A 20,163-nucleotide genomic window follows, 5' to 3' on the forward strand; every position below is an offset into this window, starting at 1 on the left:
ATAGCTGCTGGCAGCCACTGGGGATTTGAACAGTTGCCGGATTTGAAAAATGTAATTTTTATAGCGATCGGTAGTGCCTCTACACGGGGGATGCGTGTCGCAGGCGGCCTTCGGCGCCAATCGTCAAACAATGCGAATCGCAGCGCGAGCGGTGGCATACTGGGCCGCGATGTCCCCAGAGCCCGATTCGAATTTGGATTTGTTTGGCGCCGAGCCCGCGCCGGCTGCTGCTGCGCCCAGCCCGGCTGCACCGCCCGCTGACGCGCAAGACAGCGAAGCCTCCCCTCCTCCACCCGCCACGCCACCCGCTCCTGCCGCCAAAGCGCGCAGCCGTGCGCAGGCCGTAGGCGCGGCCTACCCCTTGCTGGGGGAGGACCTGGCCCCAGCCATGCCCGCGCTGCTGCGCATGGGCGGCTCTTCCTGGTCCTACCCCGGCTGGCAGGGCCTGGTCTGGGACAAGGGCTATAGCGAGCGCATCCTCGCCCAACGCGGCCTGAACGCCTATGCCGAGCACCCGCTGCTGCGCACCGTCAGCATTGACCGCAGCTTTTACCGTCCGCTGGCAGCATCCGAGTACGCGGTCTATGCCGCCCAGGTGCCAGAAGATTTTCGCTTTGTCGTCAAGGCGCCTGCACTCGTCTGCGATGCCCAGGTGCGCAGTGAAGAAGGCCGCGGCAAAGAGCCCAACCCGGCCTTTTTGAATGTGGAGCTGGCCCTCAGCAGCTATGTACGGCCCACCTGCGAAGGACTGCTGGACAAGCTGGGCGTGCTGCTGTTCCAGCTCAGCCCCCTGCCGCTGGGCCGGCTGCTGAACCTGCAGCCCACCCTGGCAGCGCTTGCGCAACTGGCGCTGGCCGTGCAGACCGAGCTGGCCGGATTGCCCGCAGAGCGCCGGCCGATTGTGGCTTTTGAAGTGCGCGATGCCGATTGGCTGCGCCCCGACATCGCCCCGCAACTGGCCCAGATTCTGCGCCAGGCCGGTGCCACCTACTGCCTGGGCCTGCATGCGAAGATGCCGCGCATGCCCGAGCAACTGCCACTGCTGCGTGCCCTGTGGCCCGGCCCGCTGGTCTGCCGCTGGAATGTGAACCCCGTCTTTGGCCCCTATGGCTATGCCGATGCCGAAAAGCAATTGGCACCGTTTGACCGCATCCAGCAGCCCGACCCAGCTACCTTGGCCTTGCTGGCGAGCACCTTGGCTGGCGTCTGCGGCAAGGGGCAGCCCGCCTATGTCACCGTCAGCAACGAGGCCGAGGGCTGCGGCCCGCTCAGCATTGTGCGGCTGGCAGAGGCGATTGCCGCACTGAAAAAATCTGAAAACCCCAGCCCGGCCTGATTGCAATCGCTTGCGATGTTTTGCGCAAATTTGCCGCTGCCGCCCCGGTATCTGCGCCGAAGCAGTCTGGTGCAGGCCTATGATAGTTGCCCTGCGGGTGCGCAGCGCAGTGCCATTCCGGGCGACCGCCGCACCCACTCCCCCATTAGCGATGGAACCCATGCGTTACCGCACTTTGTGCCAATTTGCCAGCCTGGCAGCCGTTTGTGCCGGCCTGGCCTCTTCTCTCAGCGCCCAGGCGGCGGAGACCCGTGCCAACCGTTTCACCGTGAGCGACAGCGTCACCAGCGTGCAGCTGTGTGGCAACCGCAACCAGGGCAGCAACAAGGCGGAGCAGCCCTACCGCGTGGTGCAGGGCGAGCAAAACGGCCAGGCCTATTTGTTTGTGCAGTGGATGAACCAGCCCGAAGAAACGCCCCATTGGCGCGGGGTGGCCGCCCATACCCAGGGCTTTGCCGAGATCAATGACGACAACGCCGATCTGGGCTTGCAGGAGCTGCGCTGCAAGGCCCATGGCAAAGGCATTGTGATTACGGCCCAGGTCACCGGCGGCAAGCCCGCGGCCAAGCGCCGCACCATGCAGCTCGAAGTGGGCCCGGCGCTGGAGAAATACAGCATCCGCTTCAGCCCGGCGCTCAAGTGATGCGGGCCGGGGCTTGATGCGCCCGGCCCGTTTTTGATGCCTGTCGCTGCGGCTTACTTGCCTGCAGCCGCTGTGCCAAGGGCCTTGTCGCCCTCGAGCTGCTGCGCGCGCTTGGCGTACTTGGCGGCCAACACCCCGCAGACCATCAGCTGCATCTGGTGGAACAGCATCAGCGGCAGCACCATCATGCCCACCGTGCTGCTGGCAAACAGCACCTTGGCCATGGGCACGCCACTCACCAGGCTCTTCTTGCTGCCGCAGAACACGGCGGTGATTTCGTCCTCCTTGCTAAAGCCCAGGCGGCGCGACAGGAACGTGGTGAGGAACAGCGCCAGTGCCAGGATGATGGCGCTGATCACCAAGAGGCCCACCAAGGTGCTGAGCGATACCTGGCGCCAGATGCCCTGCACAACGGCGGCACTGAAGGCGGTGTAGACCACCAGCAGGATGGAGCCCTGGTCCACCACCTTGGTGAGCTTGCCGTGCTTTTTGATGAACGGGCCCACCCAGCGCTGCAGCAGATGGCCGACCGCAAAGGGCAGCATCAGCTGCAGCAGGATCTTGACCACCGCATCGACAAAGGAGCCGCTGGCACCATGGGCGGTGACGAACACGCTCACCAGCAGCGGCGTGATGAACACCCCCAGCAAGGTCGAGGCCGATGCGCTGCAAATGGCCGCCGGGATATTGCCCCGCGCCATCGACACAAAGGCGATCGAGGACTGCACGGTGGACGGCAGCACGCACAGGAACATCACGCCCACATACAGCTCGGGCGAGACCAGGGGTGTGAGCAGCGGCTTGAGCGCCCAGCCCAGGAACGGAAACACGACAAAGGTGCTGCCCACGATAAAGAGGTGCAGCCGCCAGTGCATGATGCCCGCGAGAATCGCCTGGCGCGAGAGCTTGGCGCCATGCAGAAAGAACAGCAAGGCCACGGCCGCGGTCGTCAAGGTCTCAAAGGCACTCGCCACCTGGCCGGTGGCAGGTAAAAAACTGGCCAGCAGCACAGTGGCCACCAGCATCAGGGTGAAGTTGTCGGGACGGAATTTCATGAGCGCCATTGGACGCCGTTCTCAAGCGAAAGTAAAATTAATTTATAAGATTGATTAATGATTTAAAGTCATATATCTCCCAATCATCCGTCCAGCCATGCATGTCAGCCTCCGCCAGCTCCAGGTGTTCCTCTGCGTTGCCCAGTGCCGCAGCTTCAGCCAGACCGGCCAGACCCTGGGCCTGACCCAGTCGGCCGTGAGCCGCGCGATGGTCGAGCTGGAGGGCCAGCTCCATGTGCGGCTGCTGGACCGCACCACGCGCGAAGTGCTGCTGACCGATGCCGGCCAGCTGCTGGCCCAAAAAGCCGCACCCTTGCTGCAAGAGCTGGCCGATACCTTGGCCGAAGTGGCCGATGTCGGTCATGCGGCGCGCGGCCAGGTGCGCATGGCCAGCAGCCCCACCTTGTCTGCCGCGCTGATGCCCGCCTGCATTGCCGCCTGCAACCGCGAGCTGCCGCAGGTCCAGCTGCAGCTGGTCGACCGCCTGCAGCAAGAGGTGCTGGCCCAGGTGCGCAGCGGTGATGTGCATTTTGGGCTGGTCGTGGAGCCGCCCGAGCTGGGTGACCTGGACTGCATCAATCTGCAGCTGGATCCCTTTGTCGCCGTGCTGCCGCCCGGCCATGCGCTGGTGCAGCAGGCGCAGGACGCCACCAGCCTGCGCTGGGACCAGCTGCGCGGCGAAGCGCTGGTGCTGCTCGACCATGCATCGGGCAGCCGCCGATTGATGGACGCCGCGCTGCTGGCCAGCGGTTGCGGCCCCGAGCACAGCCCCGTCGTGCAAGAGGTCGGCCATGTGACCACCGCCTTTCGCATGGTCGAAGCCGGCATTGGCATCAGCATCATGCCGGGCCTGGCCATTCCGGCCCATGGCTTGAGCAGCCTGCAGGTGCGCGATCTGCGGCCCCAGGTGCAAAGGGCCATCATGCTGGTGCGGCGCCGCCAGCGCAGCCTGCCCGCTGCTGCGCAAGCGGTCTGGGATTTGGTCGCCAAGCGTCTGACCACGCTGCCCCCGCAGTAAGAACCTGTTCAAAGTCTCTACGCAGCCGCGTTGGAGTGCAATCGGGATGAGTGCGAAGGGATGGAACGCAGCTTGCACCGGGGTGCAAGCAAGGGCCAGCGCGCAGAAATCGCCCGATTTCACTCCAACCGACAGGGACAGTGGCTTTGCGAGCGGGCTGCGTCGTTGCAAATCCTCGCAATAGCTGGGCTATTGCTGCGGTGTTGCGCCTCGCATCCCATCTCGCAAAGACACTGTCGCGGCGCGAGGAGACTTTGAACAGGTTCTAAGCATGCCGCCTCGATTGCTGGCAATCAGACTACAAAACAGGCCCCGCATGCATGCTAAAAACGGTGGCTTGTGACAACAACCCCTTATTCCAAGGCACCAGGAGAGTTCGCATGATTCAACGCATCCCATCTATCGCCAAACTCGCAGCCGCTGCTGCCGTTGCCGCCGTTTTAAGCGCCTGCGCCACCACCGACCGCGCCACCCCGATTGCCGAGGCAACCATCAACCCGACCGAAGGCAACAACATCAGCGGCTATTTCCGCGTCTACGAGGTCAACCGCGACACCGTGCGCGTGATGGCCCAGGTCAAGGGCCTGGCACCGGGCAGCGAGCATGGCTTCCATGTGCATGAGAACGGCAACTGCTCCTCGCCCGATGCGATGAGCGCTGGCGGCCACTACAACCCGAACGGCCACCAGCATGGCAAGGCCGGCCCACAAGCGCATGTCGGCGATCTGCCCAGCCTGATGGCCGATGCCGCGGGCACCGCCTTCCTGGTCTGGGAGACCAAGGACCTGTCGATCGGCACCGGCAAGCCCAGCGACATCAAGGGCCGCGCCGTGGTGGTGCACAAGGACAAGGACGACTACACCACCCAACCCACCGGCAACTCCGGCGCGCGTCTGGGCTGCGGCGTGATCCAGTAAGCCCCCCTGCGCTCCCCCCCCAGCCTGTGGCGCCCAGCGGCCCACAGGCTTTTTTGTCGCTGCGCCGCGCCAAAGCGATGCACAATCGGGCCATGAGCGAACTCTCCCACTCCATTGCCGATTTGCGCAAAAGCTATGAACGCGCCGAACTGAACGATGCAGCCTCCTGCGCCGCACCCATCGACCAGTTTGACCGCTGGATGAACGAAGCCGTTGCCGCCCAGCTGCCCGAGCCCAATGCGATGACGGTGGCCACCGTGGGGGCCGATGCCCGGCCCAGCACCCGCATCGTGCTGATCAAGGGCTATGACGCGCGCGGCATCGTCTGGTACACCAATTACGACAGCCGCAAAGGCCGCGAGATTGCCGGCAACCCGTTTGCCGCGTTGATGTTCCACTGGGTCGAGCTCGAGCGCGTGGTGCGCATCGAGGGGCGCGTGGAGAAGGTCTCGGACGAGGAGAGCGATGCCTACTTCAACAGCCGCCCGCTCGACTCGCGCATTGGTGCCTGGGCGAGCCCGCAGAGCCAGGTGATCGACAGCCGCACGGTACTGGTGACCAATGCCGCCAAGTATGGTGCGCAGTTCCTGCTGAAGCCCCCCCGCCCGCCGCACTGGGGTGGCTTTCGCCTGGTTCCCGACACCTGGGAGTTCTGGCAGGGCCGCAAGAGCCGGCTGCATGACCGCCTGCGCTACCGCCAGGCAGCGCCCAACAGCGCCGACTGGATCCGCGAACGCCTGGCGCCCTGATACTGATGGCTGCCGCTGCCTATGAGATCCGTTGGCTGAACCGGTCCGATGCCAGTGCGTTCCAGACCCTGCGCCTGGCAGGCCTGCGCGCATCGCCCAGCGCCTTTGGCTCCAGCTACGAAGAAGAAAAAGACCGCGCCTTGGCGCTGATTGAGGCGCGCCTCGCGCCCAGCGCTGACCAGGGTGTGCTGGGGGCCTTTGCCGGCGGCCAGCTGGTGGGCATGCTGGGCATTCGCCGCCAAGATGGCCTCAAGACCCGGCACCGCATGGCCCTGTGGGGCGTGTATGTAGAGCCAGCCTTTCGCGGCCAGGGCATTGCGCAGGCCTTGTTGGCGCAAGCCGTTGCCTTTGCCCGCCAGGTGCCCGGTGCGGTGCAGATCCACCTAAGCGTCAACGCCGCCAATGCCAGCGCGATTCGCCTTTACGAACAAGCGGGCTTCCAAGCCTATGGCACCGAGCCCGCGGCCTTGCTGGTCGATGGCGCGCTGCACGATGAGTTGCTGATGCAGCACCGCTTGCATCCCGCCGCCCAGCCCGCACCCTAAACTGTCTGCAGCAGCTGGGCCAGTCCCAGCAAGATCAGCGGTATCGTCACCAGGGCCAGGCTGGTCGATACCGCGATGCTGGCGGTGACCTCCTCGCGCCCCACTTCATAGCGCTGCGTGAACAAAAACACATTGGCCCCCACCGGCAGCGATGCGGCCGTGGCCAGCACCACCAGCGGCAGGCCGCGCAGCCCCCACAGCCAGCCAATGGCCAGCAGCAGCACCGGGTGCAGCAGCAGTTTGACAGCTGCGATGCGGCTGGCAGGCAGCCAGTAGCGGCCCACTGCGCTGTAGAACAAGGTGATGCCCACGAGCATCAGCGCGATCGGGCCCAGCGCCTGGGCCAGCATCTGCAGCGAGGTATCGATCACCTCGGGCATCTTGAGACCCGTCTGCGCGAACAGCAGACCGCAGAGGATGGGCAAGGGAATCGGGTGGATGATGCCGTTTTTCAGCGCCCGGCCCACGGTAATGGCCATTGCGCGGTAGCTGCGCGCGCCGCCTTGCGCCGCCTGCTGCTGGTGCATGACGGCCAGCTCGAACACGATGGTGGCCGAGGTCATCAGGATCAGCGCATGGACCGAGACGATGGTGAACAAGGTCACCAGGCCTTCTTGCCCAAACACCATGCCCACCAGCGGCACGCCGATCATGATGTTGTTGCTGAAACAGTGGGCCAGCGCCCGCGCCGCGCCCAAGGTGGTGAAGCCCTGCAGCAGCAAGGTGCTGACAAACAGCAGGCCCGCGGCGCTGAAATAGACCGCAATGGTCTGCAGGTTGAGCTCTTGCACACGCACCGTGCTCATCGTGCGAAACAGCAAGGCCGGCGTGAGAATCAGAAAAACGATATTGGACAGATCGCGCACCGATGCCGCCTTGACCCAGCCCATGCGCCCTGCGCCATACCCCAGTGCAATGAACAGCACCACGGGAATCAAAGACACCATCACCGCCATCGCTGCATCGCCCTTTGTTGATCACACCCGGCGGCGATTATCGCCGCTGCACCGCGCCTGCATCGTCGCCCAGGGGCGCCTTGCTCAAACCGCCGCGAATCCAAAGGACGCATGCAGGGTGCCGGCAGCGCAATGCCGCGCTACAGCACACGCGCCAGAAAAGCCGTGCCCGGCACCGGGTTGATGCTCACCGGCGGCGCATCGACAAAGCCCAGATCCCGGTACAGCGCTTGGGCCGCGACGAACTCCGGCAGCACATCGAGCGCCATGCGCCGATAACCGGCGGCGCGGGCCTCCTGCAGCATCTGCTCGACCAGGCGCCGGCCCAGCTTGACGCCGCGCACCGCTGGCCGCACATAGACGCGCTTGAGCTCGCAGCATTGGCCATCGACATCGCGCAACGCCGCGCAGCCCACCACCGCATCGCCTTGCCAGGCCAGCAGCAAGCGCCCCTGGGGCGCTGCATATTTGCCGGGCAGTGCCGCCAGCTCGGGCGCATAGTTCTGAAAACCCAGGTCGGCCTGGGGGCTGGCAATGTACTCGCGAAAGATCGCCAGCACCGCCTGTAGATCTTCAGGAAAACGGGCGTGGCGAATGGCTAGATCAGGCATCAGTCGGGGTTCGTATCAACCAGGCAGGTCTCAGTCCGGGTGCGACACACCCAGGCGTTCATGCAGGCGTTTGCTGGTGGTCGTGTACTCCAGCAGCAGTTTTTCGCCACGCAGATATTCTATGGCGGCCATCGCCGCCATCGTCGCTTCGTAAAAGCCGCTCAGAATCAGCTTGCGCTTGCCTGGGTAGCTGACGATATCCCCTGCGGCATAGATACCGACGGCGCTGGTCTGGAAGGTATCGGTAGCCACTTGCAGCTGCTTTTTCTCCAGTGCCAGGTTCCAGTCCAGCAAGGGCCCGAGCTTGGGCGAGAGGCCCTGGAACACCCAGAGCTGGTCACAGGCCAGGCGCTGGTCGGCGCCATCGGCATCGACATAGTCGATAGCCTGCAGATGTTCCCCCGCATCGATAGCCTGGGGCATGCCAATGACGACCTCCACCCTGCCACTGGCACGCAGCTGCGCCAGGCGCTGCAGCAGCGCATCAGGCGCATTGAACTGGTCGCGCCGGTGCATCAGCACCAGCTGCGCGGCTTGCAAGCTGGCATGGTCTGCGGCGGCCAGCACGGCCTCGACAGCCGGCTCATCGCCGCCATGGATCACAATGCGCGGCGCGGGGTGGCGCGCCAGTACCGGCTCCAGCCAGGCATCATCGAAAGCGGGATGGTAGAAGACCTGGCTGCCCAACCAGGCCTCCAGCCCGGGCAGGCGCAGCTGCTTGGGCACAAAGGCCCCAACACCAGCGGTGACTACGACGCTGCGGGCCAGCAGCCAGCGGGTCTGCAGCCCATCGATGGCCTGCAGCTGCACACGCCAACGGCCATCGCCATGGGGCAGCAGCTGTGCGACCTGGGTGTGGCCATGAAAAACGGGGTGGAAGGGCTGGATCTGTTGCTGCAGTTGCGCGGCCAGCTCGCGGCCGGTGCACAGCGCAATGCCGGGGATGTCGTAGATGGGCTTGTCGGCATAGAGCGCAATGCACTGCCCGCCCATCTGCGGCAGGCTGTCGCACAGCTGGGCCTGCACGCCCTGCAAACCCAGCTGGAAGGCGGCAAACATGCCCACGGGCCCGGCGCCGACAATCAGCGCATCCACCGCCTGCGCCTGGGATTCGTCAAACTCGGAAAAGGTAATGCTGTCAGCAGGCGTTGGCAAGGTATCAGTCATGCCGCCATGGTAGTGCAGCGCGCATTGCCCTCGCAGCATTGCGCGTTTGCGATTGAGTTTGCAATGGTCCTAGCGCCTGCGGTCTCACTACAGCTTGTCGATACCTCCGCCCAGCGCCTTGTACAGGCTGATGCGGTTGACCTGCTCGGCCTGCATCAAGGTGATCTGGGTTTGCTGGGCCGCGTAGAGGCTGCGCTGCGCATCGAGCACGGTCAGAAAATCGTCGGCCCCGGCCTTGAAGCGCGCCTGCGACAGCTGCAGCACGCGGCTGGCCGCCTGCACCAAGGCCACTTGCGAGTTCAGGCGCCGCTGCATCGTGGCGCGGTCGGCCAGCGCATCGCTCACCTCGCGGAATGCGACCTGGATGGCCTTGTCGTACTGGGCCAGTGCCGCATCGCGGTTGGCCTGTGCGATATCGAGGTTGGCCTGGTTGCGGCCGCCATCAAAAATCGGCAAACGGATCTGCGGCACAAAGCTCCAGGCGCGGTTGCCCCCATCGAACAGGCCCGAGAGCGCATCACTGGCAGTGCCGGCATTGGCCGTCAGGCTGATGGTGGGGAAGAAGGCGGCACGCGCCGCACCAATGCTGGCGTACTGGGCCTGCAGGCTGTGCTCGGCAGCGGCCACATCGGGCCGGGCCAGCAGCACCTGCGACGACAGGCCGGTCGGCACCACGGTCATCGCGGTGGCGACTCCAGGCGCCTTGACCTGCGGCGTTGCGCCGTCGAGCAACTGGCCCGAGCCCGCGCTCTTAACCTCATTGCTGCTGAGCGATGCGCTGGGCGCCGGGGGCAGCATATCGCCCGACACTGGCCCGCCCACCAGCAGCTGCAGCGCGTTGCGATCGCGCGCCACCTGCGACTCGTAGGCAGCGACATCGTTGCGGGCGGTCTCGACCGCCGTCTGGTTCTGGGCCAGCACCAGGCCATTGGTGGCGCCTAGCTGGTGCATGCGCTGCACCAGGCCATAGCCCTGCTCGCGTGTGGCCAGCGTATCGCGCGCCAGTTGCAGGCGCTGCTGGTCGCTGGCCAGGGCCACCCAGGCATTGGCGATATCGGTGATCAGGCCCAGCTGCACGCTGCGGCGGTTTTCTTCGACCAGCAGGTACTGCTGCAAGGCCGCCTCGCTCAGGTTGCGCACCCGGCCCCAAAAATCGAGCTCATAGCTGGCCAGGCCCAGCTGCACGCTGACCTGGTTGGCGACGGAGGATGGCGCCGTCGACGAGCGCAGATCATCTGCCGTGCGGGTGCGGCTGCCCTGGGCATTGGCGTTCAGGCTGGGTAGTTGGTCGGCGCGCTGCACGCCGTATTGCGCACGCGCCTTTTCGATATTGGCGATGGCCACGCGCAGGTCGCGGTTGTTCTGCAGACCCTGCTCGATCAACTGGCGCAGGCCCGCGCTCTCCACCCACTGCTGCCAGGGCAGCAGCTGCAGACTGTCGGCGGCAACGGGTTCAACGACAAAGTCGGCAGGCAAGGTCTGCGCCACGCCGTCGAGCGTGGCGGGCACTGCGGCTGGAGGGCGCTGGTATTGCGGCGCCAGGTTGCAGGCGGACAACAGGCCCGCTGCCAACAGCGACAGCGGCAAACGATAAGCACGGGTCATGGAGAAAGTATCAAAACGGCTCATGGCGCGGTCTCCTGCGCGGGGCTAGGCTGCGCAGGCGCCTCGTCATGGCGGCTGTGGGAGCGGAACCAGCTGCGGATCAGCAGAAAGAAGACCGGCACCATGAAAATGCCGAGCACGGTCGAGGCCACCATACCGCCCAGCACCGCCGTGCCGATGGCATTGCGCCCGCCCGCTCCTGCGCCGGTGCCAATGGCCAGCGGAATCACACCAAAACCAAAGGCCAGCGAGGTCATCAGGATGGGGCGCAAGCGCAGGCGCACCGCCTCCACCGTGGCATCGAACAGCTTCTTGCCCTGCTCTTGCAGCTGCACCGCAAATTCCACAATCAAGATGGCATTCTTGGCCGCTAAGCCGACCGTCGTCAGCAAGCCCACCTGGAAGTAGACGTCATTGGTCAGGCCCCGGGTATAGGTGGCAGCCAGCGCGCCAATCACACCCAGCGGCACGGCCAGCATCACCGACAGCGGCACAGTCCAGCTCTCGTACAGCGCAGCCAGGCAGAGGAACACAAACAGGATCGATATGGCGTACAGCATGGGCGCTTGCGCACCGGACTGGCGCTCCTGCAGCGAGGCGCCGGTCCACTCATAGCCCAGGCCGGATGGCAGCTTGGCCAGGATGGCCTCGACCTCCTGCATCGCCGCACCCGAGCTGATGCCGGGTGCCGCGCGGCCTTCAAACTCATAGGCCGGGCTGCCGTTGTAGCGCAGCAGCTGGGGCGAGCCATAGGCCCAGTGGCTGTCCGAGAACGCGCCAAAGGGCACCATCTCGCCGTTCTTGTTGCGCACGGTCCATTTGGCGATGTCCTGCGGCAGCATGCGGTGTGGCGCGTCACCCATGATGTAGACGCGCTTGACCCGGCCGTTGTTCAAGAAATCGTTCACATAGGTGCCGCCCATCGCGCTGGACAGCACGCTGTTGATGTCGGCATAGGACAAGCCCAGCGCTGCGGCCTTGCGGTCGTCCACATCGACGCGCAGCTCGGCCGCATCGTCCAGATTGGTGGTGCGTACCGCAGTCAGATTCGGGTTGGCACGCATCGCGGCGAGCACCTGGTTGCTGGCGGCCAGCAGGCCATCATGGCCGATGCTGTTCATGTCCTTGACCATGAAGTTGAAGCCCGAGCTGGCACCCAGGCCACGCACGGCCGGCGGCAAAATCACCAAGACGCGTGCATCGCGGATGCGCGACAGGTCCTTGGTCGCCTTGTTGGCAATAGCCGCCGACGACTGCGACGCCAGCTTGCGTTCATCCCAGGGCTTGAGGCGGATAAAGCCGCGCGCCGAGCTCTGGTCGCCATTGAGGCCCGAGACCTGGTTGAAGCTGATGATGTCGGGTTGCTGGAGCAGGTACTCGCGCACCTCGTCGAGCACATCCTGCAGGCGCGCATCTGCCGCGCCCGAGGGCAGGTTGACGTTCACGTACAGAAAGCCCTGGTCCTCATCGGGCAGGAAGGACGTGGGCAGCTTGTGCATCAACAGCCACACGCCCAGCAGCACCGCGATAAAGATCAGCATCATGCGCTTGGCGCGGCGCAGGCTGCGGGCGACGATGCCCTGGTAGCGGCTGGCAGTGCGGTCAAAATTGCGGTTGAACCAGCGGAAGAACCGATCGCTGATACCAAACAGGCCCTTGCGGATGGCCCGCTCATGGCCGCCGGCATGCTCGGGCGCCTTCAGGATGGTGGCGCACAGCGCGGGGGTCAAGGTCAGCGCGACAAACACCGACAGCGCCATGGCCGCGACGATGGTGATCGAGAACTGGCGGTAGATGACGCCGGTGGAGCCACCAAAAAAGGCCATGGGCACAAACACCGCCGACAAGGTTACGCCAATGCCGACCAGCGCCGGGGTGATTTCACGCATCGAGACCTTGGTTGCCTCCTTGGCGGACATGCCTGTCTCGTGCATCACCCGCTCGACGTTTTCCACCACCACAATGGCATCGTCCACCAACAAGCCGATGGCCAGCACCATCGCAAACATCGTCAAGGTATTGATGGAGTAACCGGCAATCGACAGCACACCAAAGGTGCCCAGCAGCACCACCGGCACGGCAATGGCCGGGATCAAGGTCGCGCGCAGGTTCTGCAGAAACACGAACATCACGATCACCACCAGCACCATGGCCTCGCCCAGCGCGGCAACCACCTCGTGGATGGAGGCGCGCACAAAGGGGGTGGAGTCCGAGCTGACGAAATAGTCGATCTGGTTGGGGAAATAGGGCTTCATCTCGGCCAGCTTGGCCGCAACGGCATCGGACACCGCCATCGCATTGGCGCCATCGGCCAAGATGATGCCCATGCCCGCGCCGCGCATGCCATTGAGCTTGGCCTGCACGTTCAGGTTCTCCGCGCCCAGCTCCACCCGGGCGACATCCTTGATGGTGACCACCGAGCCATCGGTCGCAGCCTTGAGCACGATGTCCTCGAACTGGTCCACGGTCTTGAGCTTGGTGCGCGCGGTGATCGTGGCATTGAGCTGCTGGTTGTTCACCGCCGGCAGCGCGCCCAGTTGGCCAGCCGAGACCTGGGCGTTTTGCGCATTGAGCGCATTGGCCAGATCCGACGGCATCAGGCCGAATTTCTCCATTTTGGCCGGGTCCATCCAGATGCGCATCGCGTAGGACGTACCAAACACATTGATGTCGCCCACGCCTTCGAGGCGCCCGATCACATCGACCAGGCTGGCATTGATGTAGTCACCAATGTCGACCTCGGTCATCGTCGGGTCTTGCGAGTAGAAGCTGTAGGTGACCAGAAAATCCTGGCCGCCCTTGTTGATGAACACGCCCCGGCTCTTGACCGATTCGGGCAGGCGGTTGAGCGCCCCCTGGATCTTGTTTTGCACCTGCACCTGGGCCACGTCCACATTGGTGCCGGGCGCAAAGGTCAAGGTGATGCGTGCCTGGCCAGAGGCATTGCTGGTCGCGCTCATGTAGAGCATGTTGTCAATGCCCTTGAGCTGCTGCTCGATGATCTGGGTGACGGAGTTCTCCACCGTCTCTGCCGATGCGCCGGTGTACTGGGTGCCGATGGTGACGCGCGGTGGCGCAATCTCGGGGTATTGCTCCAACGGCAGCTTGGAGATGGACAGGGCCCCGCCCAGCATGATGATGATGGCGATCACCCACGCAAAAATGGGGCGCTGGATAAAAAACTGTGCCATGGATGCAGCCTCGGGTTCTGGGTGACTTACTGGGCTGCTGCCGGCGCTGCGGCCTGGCCGGGCACGCGTCCCGGGCTGCGCACACGCTCGGCCTGCGCCTTCAGGTCCACCTCGGCCACCCGCACCTTGTCACCGTCCTTCACACGCTGAAAGCCATCGACCACCACGCGCTCACCAGACTTGAGTCCACTGCCCACCAGCCACTGGCTGCCCACCGCACGGTCGAGCTGCAAGGTGCGCTTTTGCACCTTGTCCTCGGCGGTAACCACCAAGACGGTCGGTTTGCCAGTCAGATCGCGCACCACCGATTGCTGGGGCACGAGCAGCGCATCGGGTGCGACGGCCGTGGGCAGCAAGGCCTGCACATACATATTGGGCATCAGCACGCCATCGGGGTTGGGCACCTGGGCGCGCAAGGTGACCGTGCCCGTGGTGGCGCTGACAATCACGCCCGAGAACTTGAGCTTGGCCTCATGGCTGTATTCGGTGCCGTCGTCGAGGCGGATGCGCACCGGAATCTGGTCACCTTCGAGGCGCTGAAAGCGCCCCGCCTTCAGGTCGCGCTGCAGCTGCAGCATCTCGGTGCTCGATTGGGTGAAGTCCACATACATCGGATCGAGCTGCACCACGGTGGTGAGCGCCGTCGCCTGGTTGGCGGTGACCAGCGCACCGGGCGTGACCGCCGAGGTGCTGACCTTGCCACTGATGGGAGAGGTGATGCGGGTGTACTGCAGATTGATGCGCGCATTGTCCAGCGCAGCCTGGGCGACGGCCACATCGGAGGCGGTCTGTGCGACCAGCGCCTGGCTGTCATCAAACACCTGGCGGCTGATGGCATCGATCTTGACCAGCTCGCTGTTGCGCGCGGCGTTGCTGCGCGCCGTCTGCGCCGTGGCCTTGGCCTTGGCCAAAGCAGCCTCGGCACTGTTGACGGCCGCCCGCGCGGGCCGGTCGTCCAGCTGGTAGAGCGCCTGGCCGGCCTTGACCGAGGCACCTTCGGTAAACAGGCGCTTTTCGACAATGCCATTGGCCTGGGGGCGAATCTCGGCAATCATGAAGGCGTTGGTGCGGCCCGGCAGCTCGGCAGTCAGCTGCTGCGATGCGGATTGCACGGTGATGATGCCCACCTCCGGGGCCTGTGGCGCAGCAGCCGTGGGCGCGGGTTTGTCCGAGCAGGCGGCGAGCAGCCCCAGGGCCGCGACCACCGCTCCAACCCGGGCGAGCTGGCTGAACGTACAGGGAGGGGAAAGCTTTCCGACAGTTGCCAAAGATTGAAACGTTGCCAGAGACTGGCGCGAAAAATTGGAAACATCCGGCATCATCGGTTTTGGCTTCAGGTAGAGCAAACTACTATTTTTACAGCTAAATATGTAGGCAGTGTAAAGCGTTGCACAGGATGGGCTGCTTTTTCGCACCCAGGCGCGCAAGCTGTACATTTTGCTACATGCGGTATCAGCGCGGGCGCCGAATCGCGCCCATTTATGGGAAAGCGATAATGTTCAAAGGTTCCAAGCTTTACAGCCGCAAACACCTCTCCACCTTCGACCACCACCATCGCCCCATGCCATCGCCCTCCTCTGCCACTGGTCTCATCCTGCTGTCTCACGGCTCCAAAGACCCCGTCTGGCGCCGCAATGCCGAGCATTTGCTCGCCCAGGTACAGCATGCACGGCCTGACGCTGCCGTCGCTTGCGCCTACCTGGACTGGTGCGAGCCGCCGCTGGGCCCGGCCGTGGCCCAGCTGCTGCAGTCGCACCCGCGGCTGACCCATATCACCATCTGGCCCCTGCTCTTTGGCGTGGGCAAGCATGCCAGCGAAGACATTCCCGCGCTGGTCGAGGAACTCGCCCCGCGCTACCCCCAGGTGCAGCTGCGCATCGCCCCGGCAATGGGCGAGGATGCAAGGGTGATCCAGCTCTTGGCAGACATGGCTGGCGGCTATCTGCAAGGCAAGCTGCAGGGCTGACTGCGCAAGTGGCATAGCCGGAATCTCTTAGCCCAGGCGCCGCGCCTATGGCCGCGCTCGGCAAATGCTGTTTCGCAAAATGCCGCCCCGCCACTTGGGTTTCTGTCTAAGGGCTGCTTTTTATATTCCAATCAAGCATAATGATGTAAATTCATATTCCGCATCATTGTATGAACCTGCATCAGTTCCGCTTTGTGCAAGAGGCCGCGCGCCGCAACCTCAACCTGACCGAGGCGGCCAAGGCATTGCACACCTCGCAACCCGGCGTCTCCAAGGCCATCATCGAGCTGGAAGAGGAGCTGGGCATCGACATCTTTGCGCGCCACGGCAAGCGCCTCAAACGCATCACCGAGCCCGGCCAGCAGGTGCTGCGCAGCATCGAGATCATCATGCGCGAGGTCGGCAACCTCAAGCGCATTGGCGACCAGTACAGCGCGCAGGACAGCGGCACGCTCTCCATCGCCACCACCCATACCCAGGCGCGCTATGTGCTGCCCACCCCGGTGGCACGCCTGCGCGAGCACTACCCCAAGGTGACGGTCAGCCTGCACCAGGCCACGCCCGCCGAAGTGGCCCGCATGGTGATCGATGAGCAGGCCGACCTGGGCATGGCCACCGAATCGCTGGCCGACTACCCCGAGCTGGTGACCCTGCCCTGCTACGAATGGCAGCATGTGCTGGTCATGCCGCACCAGCACCCGCTGGCGCAAAAAGAACGCATCAATCTGGAGGACATCGCCGGCGAGCCCTTGATCACCTACCACCCGTCCTTCACCGGCCGGGGCAAGATCGATTCGGCGATGGCAGCCCGCCAGCTCACGCCCAAGATCGTGCTCGAAGCCATTGACTCCGACGTCATCAAGACCTATGTGCGCCTGGGTCTGGGCATTGGCATTGTGGCCGAGATGGCCATGCGCGACGACCCGATCAAGGACCTGGCCGTGCGGCCCATGGGCCACCTCTTTGGCGAGAGCGTGGCGCGCGTGGCCTTCAAGCGCGGCGCTTATATGCGCAATTTTGTCTACAAATTTGCCGAGCTGATCAGCGACCGTTTGAACCGTGATCTGATCGGCCGAGCGATGGTCGGCCACGTGGCTGACTACGAACTCTGATCCGCAACCCTTTCCACACCGCTTATTGATCGACGGATGCATAGACCACCGCCCCGCTTGCCGGCAGGGGTCTTGTGTCCCGCCCTGTCCACCATGTCCGCTTCTGCCCTGACCCCATCGTTCCCCAGCCGCCTGCCCAACGTGGGCACCACCATTTTCACCGTCATGTCGGCGCTCGCCACCGAGCACAAGGCCGTCAATCTGGGCCAGGGCTTCCCGGACTTTGGCTGTGATCCGGCTCTGATCGATAGCGTCAGCCGCGCCATGCAGGCCGGCCACAACCAGTACCCGCCAATGACCGGTGTGCCAGCCTTGCGCGAGGTGGTGGCCCAGAAAATCGAAGCGCTCTATGGCAAGCGCTATGACGCCAACAGCGAAATCACCGTCACCGCCGGTGCCACCCAAGCGATCCTGACCGTCATCCTCAGCTGCGTGAGCCCCGGCGATGAAGTCATCGTGCTGGACCCCTGCTATGACAGCTATGTGCCCAATATCGAGCTGGCCGGCGGCGTGCCTGTGCGCGTGCCGCTGACGCCCAAGACCTTCCGCCCCGACTTTGGCAAGATCGCAGCGGCCATCACCCCCAAGACGCGCCTGCTGCTGATCAACACCCCGCACAACCCCAGCGGCACCACCTGGACCGCGCAGGAGATGCAGCAGCTGCAAGACCTGCTGGCCCCCACAAATATCCTGCTCTTGGCTGATGAGGTCTACGAGCACATGGTGTTCGACGGCGAGCGCCACGAAAGCGCATCGCGCTACCCGGGCCTGGCCGCACGCGCCTATGTGGTCAGCAGCTTTGGCAAGACCTTCCATGTGACCGGCTGGAAGGTGGCCACCGTGGCCGCCCCGGCGCCCTTGACTGCCGAATTCCGCAAGGTGCACCAGTTCAATGTGTTCACCGTCAACACCCCCATGCAGGTGGGCTTGGCCGAGTACCTGAAGGACCCTGCGCCCTACCTGAACCTGCCGGCCTTCTACCAAAAGAAGCGCGACCTGTTCCGCGCAGGCCTCGAAGGCTCGCGCCTCAAGCTCCTGCCCAGCTCCGGCACCTATTTCCAGTGCGTGGATATCTCGGCCGTGACCGATGCCAGCGAGGCCGAGTTCTGCCAGCAACTGGTCAAGGACCTGGGCGTTGCAGCCATTCCGCTGTCTGCCTTTTATGGCAACGGCTTTGACCAGCAGGTGGTGCGCTTTTGCTATGCAAAAAAGGATGAAACCCTGCTGGCGGCGCTGGAGCGTCTGCGCAAGCTTTAACCGCCCTCTAATGCAGGGTTGATCTGGTTTGGATTGGGGCAGCTGGAGTTGCAGCACCCCAGCCATTCCAGACGATCAGCGCGATCAATGTTGAGCCGCATGTTGGCTGGACTTGGTCTGCAGACGCGGAGCGCGCTGACAGATGGCTATGTCGGCCTCAATCTTCCTCGGCAAGCGCAAAGGCGCCCGCCATTCGGCCCTGTTCACTGGCTGACAGACCGACATGCGTGGCGACCACCCGCCACTGACTGACGATGCCTCGAAATGCGTCAATGGTCTTGTCTGCGTCTTTCAGGCTCACACGGAAATAAGCTGCAACTTCCCGCGCCAGTTCAAGATCCAGCGCATTGTCTGCATCGGTGATGTTGAGCTTCAGGCCATCGGCATAGGCGACCGGGTTCATGTCGTAAGCCTGTGACAGTTTCCAGCCCCTGCCAGGCACGAGGATAAAGCCGTGGTTGCGGAGATGGTCGTCCGTGTTGGAGACCAGCAGGTTGAAGACGATCCGCGACCAGAGCTCTTTCAGATCCTGATTGGGCTGCGCGCCCTGGCGCATAATGACTTCCGCGAGTTCCAGATAGCTCACACCCGTGGACGCATCATCGCCGTCGTTGCGGCCGGTCATCGTCATTGCCGACGCAAAATGCAGCCGCCTCCCGCCGTCCGTCCGGTCAAAGCGGCTCACCATGAAGCAGTGGTAATCGCTGGCAAATTTACGCGCCTGCGCCGTAGCAACCTGAAGGCCGCAGCCATGCGCGAGCGCATTCACCACCATTTCCCAGCCACCAACGTCATAGCTGTCTCTGATACTGGGGAACTTGGCGATGTACAGGCGCCCCGCATCGTCCACAACGCTGGCCTTGGGCCGGGCACCGCCTAGCGAGCCACCCGGTGCGATCAACATGCGCAGCCAGTCCTGCCCCTGCGCCGCCATATTGTCTGGGTCTTGCTCCAAGCCACGGCTGGCCTGCTCCAGCGCGCGAATTTCCGTGAAAGGCGGCGCTGCCATGTCGATACGGTCGTCAAGGAAGCTGCCCTCGTCCTCCAGCCGGTAGCGCAAGGCCCCCACGCGGTACTGGTCATGCACACCCAACAGGTAATCGGATTCGTAGAGGCGGGCCTCGGCCGGCCACAGCCCTGCCCGCTTCTCACGCTCGAACCGCCGATCCATCAGCTTGCGTCCCCAACGATCCGGGCTTGAATCATCAAAGATGCCAAACTTGTCTCTGGGCGCAGGGGGATACTGCGGCCCGCTGAACGCCTGAAGGTTCGGATCCAGGTGCACACCGGCAAGAAGCGGCTCTGTCAGCGCCTTGGTGTCGTATTCGAATTCAAACAACTCCGTCGCGCGCGTTCGGCGACTGTGCAGAAAACCCAAGCGCCAAGGCCCCGGCAACCCCTCCCAGTCCGCATAGACCGCTATCTTGCTCATGGTTCTGTGCTCTTTTTCAGCAGGGCGCTCAGCGCTGCTGTGCTTTTGGTCTCTCCCAAAGCATCCGCTGCAGAGCCACTGAGGGGCAAGGGTAAAACGGTGGTCGGCATGTCTTTCCTGGCCGGTGCCGTCTGCGATTTGCGTGATGACCGACGTTTCACCGGCTCGCTAACGACGTGCTGCGCAGTCTCGCTTTTGACCAAGCGTGCATCCTGGAGTTGGCGGCCCAGCTGGTCCTCCGTGGCAAGCATGGCCAAATCATTGGCAAGTCCAAGGACCTGCATTACCGACAAATAGGCCCCCATCGTCACGCCTGATCCACCGGCTTCCAAGGAGCGCAAGGTCATGGGGGTCATGCCAGCACGCTCAGCCACCTGCTTGGCTGTCAGCTTCCTGCGCAAGCGCGCAAGCTTGAGCCGCTCTCCAAACTCGACAAGGAGCTTGGTGGTAGCGGGCAAAAGAGGAGCAGTCTTCTTCGCCATGGCGCTAATATTTCATCATTTTTCAATCACCGATGAAATAATATTAGCACTATTCAAGGCCATCTACCAGCGCGAACGCTGGACCAATGCCGCTTCACCTAGGAAAAGAGAAAATATTTTT

The 20,163-nt window shown here is 63.8% G+C and carries 18 protein-coding genes; 9 read left to right on the forward strand and 9 right to left on the reverse strand.

Translation table 11 applies throughout. The features are described from left to right. The first annotated feature begins 169 nt into the window (after nucleotides 1–169). Nucleotides 170–1,336 (forward strand): DUF72 domain-containing protein, encoded by a 1,167-nt coding sequence (locus tag H928_RS0121890; RefSeq protein ID WP_027011245.1) that lies wholly within the window; start codon nucleotides 170–172, stop codon nucleotides 1,334–1,336. A 151-nt stretch (nucleotides 1,337–1,487) separates the two neighbouring features. Further along, complete coding sequence (locus H928_RS0121895) at nucleotides 1,488–1,979, forward strand: hypothetical protein (RefSeq protein WP_021028406.1); 492 nt, start codon at nucleotides 1,488–1,490, stop codon at nucleotides 1,977–1,979. A 53-nt stretch (nucleotides 1,980–2,032) separates the two neighbouring features. Here the strand turns inward: H928_RS0121895 and H928_RS0121900 are convergent, their stop codons facing one another. Then, entirely contained in the window at nucleotides 2,033–3,043 is a 1,011-nt protein-coding gene (locus H928_RS0121900) for a bile acid:sodium symporter family protein (protein ID WP_021028407.1), read from the reverse strand. Between the two features lie 88 nt (nucleotides 3,044–3,131). Here H928_RS0121900 and H928_RS0121905 point away from each other — a divergent pair, with 88 nt between their 5' ends. The 4 genes from H928_RS0121905 (at nucleotide 3,132) to H928_RS0121920 (ending at nucleotide 6,263) form a co-directional block, all read left to right on the forward strand. Further along, nucleotides 3,132–4,052, forward strand: coding sequence for a LysR family transcriptional regulator (locus H928_RS0121905; protein ID WP_021028408.1), 921 nt, complete (start codon nucleotides 3,132–3,134; stop codon nucleotides 4,050–4,052). Nucleotides 4,053–4,432: 380 nt separating this feature from the next. Then, entirely contained in the window at nucleotides 4,433–4,969 is a 537-nt protein-coding gene (locus H928_RS0121910) for a superoxide dismutase family protein (protein WP_021028409.1), read from the forward strand. Nucleotides 4,970–5,046: 77 nt separating this feature from the next. Beyond that, nucleotides 5,047–5,718, forward strand: coding sequence for a pyridoxamine 5'-phosphate oxidase (gene pdxH, locus H928_RS0121915; protein ID WP_192817000.1), 672 nt, complete (start codon nucleotides 5,047–5,049; stop codon nucleotides 5,716–5,718). Between the two features lie 5 nt (nucleotides 5,719–5,723). After that, nucleotides 5,724–6,263 (forward strand): GNAT family N-acetyltransferase, encoded by a 540-nt coding sequence (locus H928_RS0121920; protein ID WP_021028411.1) that lies wholly within the window; start codon nucleotides 5,724–5,726, stop codon nucleotides 6,261–6,263. Here H928_RS0121920 and H928_RS0121925 read toward each other — a convergent pair. The 6 genes from H928_RS0121925 to H928_RS0121950 all read right to left on the reverse strand — a co-directional run bounded on the left by H928_RS0121925 (nucleotide 6,260) and on the right by H928_RS0121950 (nucleotide 15,115). After that, on the reverse strand, nucleotides 6,260–7,210 hold the full coding sequence (locus H928_RS0121925) for an AEC family transporter (RefSeq protein ID WP_373604935.1): 951 nt from the start codon (nucleotides 7,208–7,210) through the stop codon (nucleotides 6,260–6,262). The two genes, H928_RS0121920 and H928_RS0121925, sit on opposite strands and share 4 nt — an antisense overlap. 149 nt (nucleotides 7,211–7,359) lie before the next feature. Then, nucleotides 7,360–7,830: a GNAT family N-acetyltransferase gene (locus H928_RS0121930; protein WP_027011250.1), complete on the reverse strand. Its 471-nt coding sequence runs from the start codon at nucleotides 7,828–7,830 to the stop codon at nucleotides 7,360–7,362. A gap of 30 nt (nucleotides 7,831–7,860) precedes the next feature. After that, complete coding sequence (locus H928_RS0121935; RefSeq protein ID WP_052330192.1) at nucleotides 7,861–8,997, reverse strand: NAD(P)/FAD-dependent oxidoreductase; 1,137 nt, start codon at nucleotides 8,995–8,997, stop codon at nucleotides 7,861–7,863. A gap of 87 nt (nucleotides 8,998–9,084) precedes the next feature. Beyond that, entirely contained in the window at nucleotides 9,085–10,626 is a 1,542-nt protein-coding gene (locus tag H928_RS0121940) for an efflux transporter outer membrane subunit (RefSeq protein ID WP_373604936.1), read from the reverse strand. Continuing rightward, entirely contained in the window at nucleotides 10,623–13,793 is a 3,171-nt protein-coding gene (locus H928_RS0121945) for an efflux RND transporter permease subunit (protein WP_021028416.1), read from the reverse strand. Before H928_RS0121945 ends, H928_RS0121940 begins: the two co-directional genes overlap by 4 nt. A 26-nt stretch (nucleotides 13,794–13,819) precedes the next feature. Then, nucleotides 13,820–15,115, reverse strand: a complete 1,296-nt coding sequence (locus tag H928_RS0121950; RefSeq protein ID WP_084635924.1) for an efflux RND transporter periplasmic adaptor subunit — start codon at nucleotides 15,113–15,115, stop codon at nucleotides 13,820–13,822. A gap of 239 nt (nucleotides 15,116–15,354) precedes the next feature. Between H928_RS0121950 and H928_RS0121955 the strand changes: the two genes are divergently transcribed. The 3 genes from H928_RS0121955 to H928_RS0121965 all read left to right on the forward strand — a co-directional run bounded on the left by H928_RS0121955 (nucleotide 15,355) and on the right by H928_RS0121965 (nucleotide 18,128). Then, nucleotides 15,355–15,759, forward strand: a complete 405-nt coding sequence (locus tag H928_RS0121955) for a sirohydrochlorin chelatase (protein WP_027011252.1) — start codon at nucleotides 15,355–15,357, stop codon at nucleotides 15,757–15,759. Between the two features lie 170 nt (nucleotides 15,760–15,929). Further along, the gene (locus H928_RS0121960; protein WP_021028419.1) at nucleotides 15,930–16,871 is read left to right on the forward strand and encodes a CysB family HTH-type transcriptional regulator; all 942 of its coding nucleotides are present in this window, start codon (nucleotides 15,930–15,932) and stop codon (nucleotides 16,869–16,871) included. Nucleotides 16,872–16,964: 93 nt separating this feature from the next. Then, nucleotides 16,965–18,128: a pyridoxal phosphate-dependent aminotransferase gene (locus H928_RS0121965; protein ID WP_021028420.1), complete on the forward strand. Its 1,164-nt coding sequence runs from the start codon at nucleotides 16,965–16,967 to the stop codon at nucleotides 18,126–18,128. A gap of 157 nt (nucleotides 18,129–18,285) precedes the next feature. Here the strand turns inward: H928_RS0121965 and H928_RS0121970 are convergent, their stop codons facing one another. Both H928_RS0121970 and H928_RS0121975 read right to left on the reverse strand, forming a co-directional pair. Then, complete coding sequence (locus H928_RS0121970; protein WP_021028421.1) at nucleotides 18,286–19,560, reverse strand: type II toxin-antitoxin system HipA family toxin; 1,275 nt, start codon at nucleotides 19,558–19,560, stop codon at nucleotides 18,286–18,288. After that, nucleotides 19,557–20,042 carry a helix-turn-helix domain-containing protein gene (locus H928_RS0121975; protein ID WP_021028422.1) on the reverse strand — a complete coding sequence of 162 codons (486 nt, stop codon included), beginning with the start codon at nucleotides 20,040–20,042 and terminating at the stop codon, nucleotides 19,557–19,559. Before H928_RS0121975 ends, H928_RS0121970 begins: the two co-directional genes overlap by 4 nt. Nucleotides 20,043–20,163 lie beyond the last annotated feature (121 nt).

Source organism: Comamonas sp. B-9, from assembly GCF_000410635.1.
Lineage (GTDB): Bacteria > Pseudomonadota > Gammaproteobacteria > Burkholderiales > Burkholderiaceae_C > Comamonas.